We start from the raw sequence: 10,600 nt of genomic DNA, 5'->3' as shown, positions 1-10,600 counted from the left end.
CATATAATATAGAGATATATACGATTTAGCAGGGAGAGGATTCCAATGGTAATGGCAAGAGAAACAATTAAGGTGGCTATCGCTGACGACAATAAAGAGTTCTCGGAAATTTTGCAAGAATGTCTTAACAGAGAACCTGATATTGAGTTAGTGGGTGTGGCTTTTAATGGAGAGCAGATGTTATCAATTATTGAAGAAAAATCTCCGGATGTCATAGTTTTAGATATAATTATGCCACATCTAGACGGAATTGGGGTGTTAGAACGTATTAATATTTCACATAATAAACGCCCTAAAATTATTATGCTTACTGCGTTTGGACAAGAAAATATAACTCAGAGAATAGTAGAGTTAGGCGCTGATTATTATGTGTTAAAACCATTTAATATGGATGTACTTATCAATCGGATTAGGCAACTTGCTGGAACACTTATGACCACACGTCCAGTCGCCGCGGCAACTGTTCAAGTAGTTAAGGCTCGACCTATGGATGTAGAAGTGACAAACATTATTAGAGAAATCGGTATTCCTGCTCATATTAAAGGTTACCAGTATCTTCGCGATGCAATTATGATGATAATTGCTGAAGTAGAATTATTGGGAGCAGTAACTAAAGTTCTCTATCCGATGATTGCTGAAAAATACTCCACTACCCCTAGCAGGGTAGAACGAGCAATCCGCCATGCCATTGAGGTTGCTTGGAACAGGGGAAATATCGAAATGATAAATAAGCTGTTTGGTTATACGATTAAACTCGATAAAGGCAAACCTACTAATTCTGAGTTTATGGCTATGATTGCTGATAAACTGCGTATGGAAATGCGAGCTAGTTAGTAAGAACTAAAGTCATTAATGTACAAACCTTGCTGGGCATTTGTCGGCAGGGTTTGTTTTATTCATTGCAGGAATTTTGCGCATGGCAATGAATAAAATAATTATTGTCATCTAAATTGGATATGGGGGCTAACGATGCTGCAACAGTATAAGATATTAGCAATTAATCCTGGTTCTACTTCAACTAAAATGGCTGTTTATATTAATAATCAAGTAGAGTTTGAACAGGTTATACGTCATACTAGCAATGAACTTAAGTCATTTGCCAGAATTTATGACCAATATAATTATCGGCGGCAACTGGTGGAAAAGGCGCTGGCAGATCATAACATTAAGATCTGTGAGTTGGCTGCTGTTGTCGGACGTGGTGGGCCCCTAAAACCCATGGATAGTGGTACTTATACTGTAAATGAAACTATGGCCGAAGATTTGAAAGTAGGTGTGCAAACTGAACATGCCTCCAATCTTGGGGGGTTATTGGCAAGAGGCATCGCCAGCCAGGCGGGAATTCCTGCGTTTATTGTCGACCCGGTGAGTGTGGATGAATTTGAACCATTAGCCAGAATTACCGGGTTACCGGAAATATCCCGCCGAAGCCTGTTTCATGCTCTTAACCTAAAAGCCGTGGCTCACAGAGTGGCTAAAGATTTAGATAAACAGTATAATGTTCTTACTCTAATTCTAGTTCACCTTGGAGGTGGCATTTCAGTTGGTGTACAGCAGAAAGGTCGGATGATTGATGTAACCAATCCCAATGATGCTGGACCATTTTCGCCTGAACGGGCGGGTGGATTACCTTCACACGAATTAGTTAAAATGTGCTTTTCAGGAGAATATACACTTGAGGACATTAAAAAGAAACTTGTTGGCCAAGCTGGCCTGGTAGCACATCTCGGCACTAACGACGGACGTGAGATAGAAAGCCGCATTGCAGGTGGAGACACCAGAGCAGCACTTATTTATGAAGCTATGGCTTATCAGGTAGCTAAAGAGATCGGCGCTATGGCAACAGTTGTACAGGGCTGTGTTGACGCAGTGGTACTAACTGGTGGATTAGCGCATTCAAGGCTGCTCACTAAAATGATTTGTGATCGTGTAAAATTTATTAGTCAGGTACTGATCTACCCTGGTGAGGATGAATTAGAAGCACTGGTTGAAGGTACGCTAAGGATACTTCGTGGGGAAGAGCAACCGAAAATATATGAGTAGAAGGTAATAAAACAAGATGGAAGATAAGCAAATAACTATTTTTTTAGGTGAATTTGGCAGCGGAAAAACTGAGCTTGCAGTCAACTATGCGCTTAAATTAAAGCAGACCGGACAAGAAACAGCCATTGTTGACATTGATCTGATAAAGCCTTATTTCCGAACTAGAGAAAACCGGGAACTACTCGAAACAATCGGCGTCAAAGTCATTGCTCCCGATTCCCGCTTGTCTCATGCCGATTTGCCAATTTTGCCCCATAATTTAGTCGAGATTTTTTCACAGACAAATACAAAGGTAGTCATGGATGCCGGCGGCGGTGAATCGGCGATTGCATTAGGACAACTTAAACGATATTTTGATCAATCCAGCTATCAGGCTTTATTGGTTGTTAATACCAGACGACCATTTACCGGCAACACTGAAGGTATTATCAACATACTACATCGCATTGAACAAGCTTCACGCCTCAAAATCAGCGGTTTGGTCAGCAATACTAATCTTGGCCCCGAAACGACCTTAGAGCACATCTATGAAGGAATAGCTATTGTTGAGCAAGCAGCCACGGCACTTGCCTTGCCAATTAAATGGGTAGTAGTTCCTGAATGGCTTGAACAAGTTATTCAAATCAACAGACCGTTATTTATTCTCAAGCCTTACACGCATTATCCGTGGATGGACTAAGCAGACAAAAAAGCCGTAGTTGACTACGGTTTTTTTCGAACCTCACTGTAAATTTTTATTAACAATATCCTGAAGGGTGTTATACTCTTTGCTCAAGCTACGTAATTCTTTCAGTAAATCTTTAATTTTGCCGCTAAAATAAAGGCCGTTTCTAGCAATCACTGTCATTGGACATCCCTCCCTCTGGAGGTAATATATGATTAATTGTGGTAAAATATTCCACGTAAAAGGAGGTCGCCTAGTATGCCGCATACTGAAACAGATTTGCATGAAGAACTAATAAGTTCCACCCGGTTGTTTGAGGGTAAGGTAATTAGCCTACGGCGTGATGAAGTCAAGCTGCCCAACGGGAAAACTGGAACTCGAGAGGTTGTAGAACACCCCGGAGCAGTTGCCGTTGTACCGCTAACTACTGATGGCAAGGTGATCCTCGTCCGGCAGTTCCGCCACCCTGTACAGCAGGTGATGCTTGAGGTCCCTGCCGGCAAGCTTGATCCTGGTGAAAAACCCGAAGCCTGTGCACTTAGAGAGCTTAAGGAAGAAACAGGCTATGTTGCCGGCAGGATCCGCAAATTAACCTCGATGTATACAACGCCCGGCTTTTCCAATGAGATTATCCATATATTTTTAGCTGAAGGCTTGATCGAATCAGATAAAGATCCTGATGAAGACGAGTTTATTAACAGTGAAAGCTATACTCTGGACCAAATTGCTGAAATGGTTGCCACAGGTGAAATCTGTGATGCCAAGAGCTTAGTTGCACTGTATCTGGCAGGGATACAACTGCATGATTAAACAATATTTTGCCGACCTGCACATTCATGTTGGAATGAGCGAAAGCGGTAAATGGGTTAAGATCCCTACCTCCCGGCGGTTAACAGTACGCGGGATTCTTCAGGAAGCAGCAGACCGTAAAGGAATGAATATTATCGGTATTGTGGACGCTTTATCACCTCATGTTCTTGCAGATATAAAGCAGCTAACCGAAGAAGGATTACTTACTCCGGTTAATGGTGGCGGTTACATATATAAAGAAAGAATGCTGCTTATACTTGGCGCTGAGATTGAAACAAGGGAGCCCGGCGGCGGTTTAGCGCACACACTGGTATTTGTACCTGATATTAAGACGATGGCGGCTTTTTCGGTATATATGAGTCAATTTATCCGTAATATCAACCTTAGCTCACAAAATGCTCATATGCCCCTGCAACAGCTAGTCAATATCGCGAGTAATTTCAACTCGCTCATCATACCGGCCCATGTCTTTACACCTCATAAAAGTATATACGGTGTATGCTGTGAACGGCTGTCCCATATTCTAACCGATCAGGAGATGGGCAAGTTGGCTGCCATTGAATTAGGGTTGAGTGCTGACAGCAATATGGCTGACAGAATTAGTGAGTTGGCTGATTATACGTTTATAACGAATTCTGATGCTCACTCATTGGATAAAATAGCACGTGAATATACTATTCTTGCTATGTCTGAATTATCTTTTCAGGAAATGGCTCAAGCCTTGTCTCGCACAGCCGGCCGGGAAGCCAGAGGAAACTATGGCCTTAATCCCCGTCTGGGGAAATATCATCGTACTTTTTGTACAGGTTGTGGTTTTATTGCCACCGCTGATCTTATGGAGAACTGCTGTCCGGAGTGTAACAGTAAGAGTCTGGTTAAAGGGGTATTTGACCGGGTTAACGATATTGCCGATTACCCTGAACCACATCATCCACTTCACCGGCCGTACTATTTGTATCAGATCCCTTTAGAGTTTATTCCCGGGCTGGGTAAAAAGATTAAGGATCAACTGCTAGATGAGTTTGAAACAGAGATGAATATTGTACACTATGCCAATCATAGTGAATTAACCAAAGCCGCTGGTAATAAAATAGCTGATTTTATTCTGAGCGCCCGGGCAGGAACGGCCGCTATTGCCGCAGGTGGCGGCGGTATTTACGGCAGGTTGGTTAAAAATATAATGGACAAATAGGTCTAAATAGTGTTAGCAGGACATATATTTTAGCAGGTACTGGCCAGGAGGTACATGCATGCTAAAACTGCTTCGCAAGAATGCTGCCGATTATGTCCGTGCAAATATTGTTGCTTATTTTTTTATGATTCTCATTTTTGTTATCGGGATAGTTATTGGAGCTATGGCTGTAAAGACATTACCTGATGAACAAAAAGCTGAGCTTGTCGGTTACTTACGGGTTTTCTTTCAAGGATTGGTTGAGCCTCAGAATACAGCAGGCGATACTCAAGCCCTATTATTCGGGGTAATGGTAAGCAACATTAAAGTAATCGTTATTATGTGGCTATTAGGCTTTACAATTGTTGGTATCCCCTTTGTTTTGTTCATGGTTTGTTTGCGGGGATTTGTTATCGGTTTTACTGTTGGTTTTTTGGTCAATGAATACATAATGAAAGGTTTATTATTTGCCCTTGTTTCAGTGCTCCCTCATAATTTTCTTGCAGTACCGGCAATATTAGCGACAGGTGTTTCTGCAACAACATTCTCATTGATGTTGGTGAGACGTAATAAAAATAAAGCTAACTTATTTTATAATTCGATTGCTTATTCGGTTTTTTGTTTAACTATGCTTTTTGTTATGGTTGGCGCAGCTCTGGTAGAGGTATATGTTTCGCCGGTATTTATGAAAACAGTGGCGCAAATAATTGTGAAGTAGTAGAGAAAGGCTGCATGAATTCTGCAGTCTTTCTTTATTTATGCGATTGACTTTTAAATTACGCATAAACCTGATATTTAACGAATATGTATGATATTAAGTTAAGCCGGAGACAGGACCCATGGTGAAGGGGAGGGAGGGAAGTAGAGGCGCATGGTAGTGACGTTTTCTTTACGCAGTATCATTAAAAAGTCCAAGTTATATATAAAAATCGTCCTATTAACGCTTATTATCTTCTATATTCTACCCAAATTAATGACAATGTTTTGGGAGTTAAATAATCCCGGCCTAAAAATGCGTGACCAGCATTTGTTGGAGAAACCACTACGAGTTATGAATCCTGCCAACATGTCAAACTCACAGTATGACATTAGTTTGCAGTCATTAACAAAAAAACACTAAAACTTTACAAAAGATTATAGACAAATAAAGGAAAAGTAAACTTCATGTTGAATAAAATAGCTAGACCAGATACTGTAAATGTGGGCTAGAAATCTGGGAAGAAAAAAGGGTGGTAAAATAAAATGGAATCGTATGTTAATGAATTTATTAACTATCTTGCAGTCGAGCGGGGGTTGGCTCAAAATACGCTAGAATCCTATGGGCGGGACTTACGGCAGTTTCAAACATATTTGCAAAATAGTCAATTAGATTTTTTACGGAATTCTAACCGTGACACCATCCTGAGTTATCTTAACAGCCTCCAGGTAAAGGGGCGGGCTGTTTCAACTATATCACGTAATCTTGCTGCGATAAAATCTTTTTATCAATACCTTGTTCGGGAACGACATCTTGAGAAAGATCCTGCCGTAAATCTGGAATCTCCCAAACTAGAGAAAAAATTACCTCGGATTCTTTCTATCGCTGAAGTGGAAGAATTGTTAAAACAGCCCAATACCTTTCAGCCTACTGGTCTTCGGGACAAAGCTATGCTCGAATTATTATATGCAACCGGCATCAGGGTATCGGAACTAATATCCCTTAACATTTCTGATGTAAACCTTGATATGGGATATATTAAGTGTTACGGCAAAGGCGCTAAGGAACGTATTGTACCACTAGGCTCAATTGCTGCCAAATGCGTGCAGGAGTATATTAGCAAGGGCCGTACAAAGCTAGTGCGTACTTATGAGGAATCATCGCTGTTTGTAAATCATCATGGCAACAGACTGACTCGGCAAGGCTTCTGGAAAATCATTAAAAAATATGCCATGGAAGCGCGCATTACCAAAGAGATAACCCCACACACTTTACGCCATTCATTTGCTACACACCTTCTGGAAAACGGAGCAGATTTACGCTCTGTACAGGAGATGCTGGGGCATGCCGATATATCGACAACCCAGATTTATACCCATGTAACTAAAAACCGGTTAAAGGAAGTATATGATAAGACCCATCCTCGTGCATAATAAGGTTAGATTATTTACAGAGGAGCCATAAGATTGTTCAAACGAATATTTGTTATTGTACTTGATAGTGTGGGTATCGGAGCAATGTCTGATGCGTCTGAATATGGCGATGCCGGCGCCAATACATTAGTACATATTGCAGAACTCAAGGGTGGACTTAAATTACCAGTATTAGCAGATATGGGGCTTGGATTAATTGAACCCATTGCCGGTGTTCGGCCAGTTTCCCACCCAACGGCAGCTTTCGGTAAAATGGCTGAATTATCTAAAGGCAAGGATACTACCAGTGGTCACTGGGAATTAGCCTGTTGCCCGTTGTTTAACTCTTTTCCCGTTTATCCAGATGGTTTTCCGCCTGAAGTTATTGAAAAGTTTAAATTTTATTCAGGATTTAGCCCTTTAGGCAATAAAGCCGCATCAGGAACCGAAATTATTGCCGAGCTGGGAGAAGAACATATGCTTACAGGCCGGCCGATAGTTTATACATCGGCTGACAGTGTTTTTCAAATTGCCGCCCATGAAGAAATCATTCCTCTTGAACGGCTATATGAGTTATGCCAAACTGCCAGAAATAAAGTGTGCATAGGAAAACATGCTGTTGGCCGGATTATCGCCAGACCGTTTACCGGTAAACCTGGCAGTTTTAGCCGGACTGCCAACCGCCACGACTATAGCTTGGAGCCGCCGGCAGCAACAGTGCTTGATGTACTGAAGCAGGCCGGTTTTGCCGTCATTGGCATTGGTAAAATTGCTGATATTTATGCCAATAGAGGTTTGACTCAATCTTACCCGACAAGATCTAATAAACACGGTATGGAGATTATAACAAATTTGGCCGCACAGAGTTTGCCGGATGGTTTAATTATGGCAAATCTGGTTGATTTTGACAGCATCTTCGGACATCGCAACGATGTAACAGGTTATGCCCGGGCGCTTGAAGAATTTGATACTGCATTAAGTTCCTTTATATCTAAATTATCTGCCAGTGATTTATTAATCATAACAGCCGATCACGGCTGTGACCCCACGGTCCCGGGTACTGATCACACCCGGGAGTATGTGCCGATTTTGGCTTATCACCAGGGTTTGGTCCAAAGACCAACAAGCGTTAATTTAGGGGTAAGATCAACGTTTGCCGATATGGGGGCCACTGTCGCTGCCAACTTTAACTTGCAACCCTTGGCTTTTGGGCAAAGTTTTTTAAACGACCTGTTGAGGTGAAACTAGTGCGTGCTATTGACATTATTACCAAAAAAAGAGATGGTTTAGAACTTCTAGACAGCGAAATTGCAGACCTGATTAAAGCCTACACCACAGAGGAAATACCCGATTACCAAATGGCGGCCTGGTTGATGGCTGTATACTTTCAGGGGATGACAGACCGGGAAACAGCTGCTCTTACTCTGGCAATGGCAACCTCTGGCGAGATGGTGGATCTAAGTCAAGTCGCCGGAATAAAGGTGGACAAACATAGTACCGGCGGGGTAGCCGATACTACTACGCTAATACTGGCACCACTGGTTGCAGCTGCAGGGGTGCCAGTGGCTAAAATGTCAGGCCGGGGACTAGGCTTTACCGGTGGTACGGTTGATAAACTGGAAGCTATTCCAGGCTTTAAGGCTACGCTGGAACGTAATGAATTTATCGTTAATCTGCAAAACTACAATATTGCAATAACCGGACAATCTGCCACTATCGCACCGGCTGATGGTAAGTTGTATGCACTCAGGGATGTGACCGCGACTGTCGAGAGTATCCCCTTGATCGCCTCATCAATCATGAGTAAAAAGATTGCCTCTGGTGCTGATAAAATTGTATTAGATGTCAAAGTTGGCAGCGGTGCTTTTATGAAAAACCAAGCCGACGCTATTAAATTAGCGGAGACTATGGTACGTATTGGCCAGCTTGTGGGCCGGGAAACAGTTGCTGTATTAACGAGTATGGAGCAACCGCTGGGATCAGCTATCGGTAATAGCTTAGAGGTTAGAGAGGCTATTGAGGTATTGTCAGGACGAGGTGAACCAGCCCTTAGAGAGGTTTGTCTGACACTTGGTTCGCATATGCTGGTACTGGGTGGGAAAGTGCTTACGACAGAGGCTGCACGCCAGCAGCTGGAAACACTGATTGATAATAAACAGGCGCTTGCTAAATTCGGTGAATTTATTGTCGCTCAAGGCGGGGATGCAGCTATATTATATCATCCCGCAAAATTACCGCAGGCCAAATTTGCCCTGGAGGTTACCAGTGATTCTCATGGTTTTGTCAACGAAATCAATGCCGCCCAGATTGGTTATGCAGCAATGCTGCTGGGGGCAGGCAGGGAATATAAAGGGCAGGCAATTGACTTAACTGCAGGAGTAGTTATTAAATGCAGGATTGGTCAACCTATCAGTATTGGTCAGCCCTTAGCAATGATATATAGTAATGTTGAGTCAAAATTGAATCAGACGGCATCAATTCTAAAAAAAGCGATTAGTATTAGTAACCAGGTTGCAGAAAGTCCGACGGTAATTATAGGAATAGTCACTCAAAACTCACTCCAAATCGACTGATATAAGTTCAGTCGATTTTTTTGTTTGAAATTCCCTGTTTAAGCGGTTTTAATATTGGAAAGTATAATTTTAAAAGAAAGGAGTGTTTTCAGTGATGCGAAAAACTGTGCTGGTGACGTTACTATTCTTTGTTTTGGGTGTTGCCACTGCTCTGAGTGCACCGGCAACGACGGCAAAACTACAGTCTGGTGCGCAATTAGAGACTAGTGCTGTATCGGCTGTACTTATGGATGAGAATGGTACTGTACTTTTTCAGAAAGATCCACATAAGCGACTTCCACCTGCCAGTGTAACCAAGATTATGACTTTACTTCTGGCGGTTGAGGCAGTAGAGCAGGGCCGCATTAATCTCGCAGATGAAGTTTTTGCAAGTGAAAACGCCTGGCGTCAGGGAGGATCGCAGATTTGGCTTGAACCTGGCGAAAAGATGACAGTGAAGGACATGTTGTCAGCTGTAGCGGTCGTTAGTGCTAATGATGCCGCTGTTGCGTTAATGGAACATATTTATGGTAGCGAGCAAGCCGCTGTTGAAGCAATGAACAACCGGGCTGAAACACTTGGGCTTGCTAACACCCACTTTAACAATGTAAACGGTCTGCCAACAACAGATCATTACATGAGTGCGTACGACGCCGCCTTAATTGGCCGAGAAGCCGTCACTCATCCGCTTTATATGGATATGTGCGGTATCAAAGAAGCCTGGCTTAGAGACGGCAAGAACTGGCTGGTAAATACTAATAAACTATTATGGTGGTATAAAGGCGGCGATGGTCTAAAAACCGGCTGGACAGAAGAAGCAAAATACTGTTTTGTAGGAACTGCCAAGCGGGACGGCCTACGCCTTATCTCAGCAGTATTTGCAACACCCGAACCACGTTCTCATTTGAGAGAAAGTATGAAGGTTCTGGACTGGGGTTTTGCTAATTTTTCAGCCGTCCCTATTGTTACGCAAGGTACAATTGTTGAACGGCTCAAGGTCAATAAGGGTGTGGATAAAGAACTTCAGTTAGTTGCAGCACAAGATTTGAATCTAATTATCGGAAAAGGTCAAAATAAAGATCTGCAAAAAAAGATAATAGCAGATTCGGCTGTGAATGCCCCGGTGGCAGAAGGCCAGAAATGTGGTGAGCTTGTCGTTCTAAAAGATGGTAAAGAGGTAGGAAAAGTTGATTTGCTTGCCGAAAAGTCTGTCGAGAAAGCCGGGCTACTGAGAATTTTTCAGAATATGAT

The 10,600-nt window shown here is 42.5% G+C and carries 11 protein-coding genes; 10 read left to right on the top strand and 1 reads right to left on the bottom strand.

Features of this window, described 5'->3' with window-relative positions; genetic code table 11:
• The first annotated feature begins 51 nt into the window (after positions 1–51).
• The 3 genes from spo0A to VN379_RS05505 all read left to right on the top strand — a co-directional run bounded on the left by spo0A (position 52) and on the right by VN379_RS05505 (position 2,722).
• Positions 52–834 carry a sporulation transcription factor Spo0A gene (spo0A, locus tag VN379_RS05515; protein WP_349255128.1) on the top strand — a complete coding sequence of 261 codons (783 nt, stop codon included), beginning with the start codon at positions 52–54 and terminating at the stop codon, positions 832–834.
• Between the two features lie 135 nt (positions 835–969).
• Positions 970–2,043 carry a butyrate kinase gene (gene buk, locus VN379_RS05510; protein WP_325531635.1) on the top strand — a complete coding sequence of 358 codons (1,074 nt, stop codon included), beginning with the start codon at positions 970–972 and terminating at the stop codon, positions 2,041–2,043.
• Between the two features lie 16 nt (positions 2,044–2,059).
• Positions 2,060–2,722 carry a hypothetical protein gene (locus VN379_RS05505; RefSeq protein WP_325531633.1) on the top strand — a complete coding sequence of 221 codons (663 nt, stop codon included), beginning with the start codon at positions 2,060–2,062 and terminating at the stop codon, positions 2,720–2,722.
• Between the two features lie 42 nt (positions 2,723–2,764).
• Here VN379_RS05505 and VN379_RS05500 read toward each other — a convergent pair whose 3' ends face one another.
• Complete coding sequence (locus VN379_RS05500; protein ID WP_325531631.1) at positions 2,765–2,890, bottom strand: hypothetical protein; 126 nt, start codon at positions 2,888–2,890, stop codon at positions 2,765–2,767.
• A gap of 75 nt (positions 2,891–2,965) precedes the next feature.
• Here VN379_RS05500 and VN379_RS05495 point away from each other — a divergent pair, with 75 nt between their 5' ends.
• From VN379_RS05495 to VN379_RS05465, 7 genes are all read left to right on the top strand, one after another.
• On the top strand, positions 2,966–3,517 hold the full coding sequence (locus VN379_RS05495; protein WP_325531629.1) for an NUDIX hydrolase: 552 nt from the start codon (positions 2,966–2,968) through the stop codon (positions 3,515–3,517).
• A complete protein-coding gene (locus VN379_RS05490; RefSeq protein ID WP_325531627.1) occupies positions 3,510–4,709 on the top strand; it encodes an endonuclease Q family protein in 1,200 nt (399 codons plus the stop codon). The genes VN379_RS05495 and VN379_RS05490 overlap by 8 nt, the downstream gene beginning before the upstream one ends.
• Before the next feature lie 58 nt (positions 4,710–4,767).
• Complete coding sequence (spoIIM, locus tag VN379_RS05485) at positions 4,768–5,406, top strand: stage II sporulation protein M (RefSeq protein ID WP_325531625.1); 639 nt, start codon at positions 4,768–4,770, stop codon at positions 5,404–5,406.
• A 524-nt stretch (positions 5,407–5,930) separates the two neighbouring features.
• A complete protein-coding gene (xerD, locus tag VN379_RS05480) occupies positions 5,931–6,818 on the top strand; it encodes a site-specific tyrosine recombinase XerD (RefSeq protein ID WP_325531622.1) in 888 nt (295 codons plus the stop codon).
• A gap of 27 nt (positions 6,819–6,845) precedes the next feature.
• A complete protein-coding gene (locus tag VN379_RS05475; protein ID WP_422663618.1) occupies positions 6,846–8,039 on the top strand; it encodes a phosphopentomutase in 1,194 nt (397 codons plus the stop codon).
• Between the two features lie 5 nt (positions 8,040–8,044).
• Complete coding sequence (locus tag VN379_RS05470; protein ID WP_325531618.1) at positions 8,045–9,370, top strand: pyrimidine-nucleoside phosphorylase; 1,326 nt, start codon at positions 8,045–8,047, stop codon at positions 9,368–9,370.
• Positions 9,371–9,464: 94 nt separating this feature from the next.
• A partial coding sequence (locus tag VN379_RS05465; protein ID WP_325531616.1) for a D-alanyl-D-alanine carboxypeptidase family protein occupies positions 9,465–10,600 on the top strand: 1,136 nt, incomplete at its 3' end.

Source organism: Sporomusa sp., assembly GCF_035561255.1.
Taxonomy (GTDB): domain Bacteria; phylum Bacillota; class Negativicutes; order Sporomusales; family Sporomusaceae; genus Sporomusa.
Note: the sequence above shows the minus strand (reverse complement) of the source record. Positions and strands in the feature narration are given on the sequence as shown.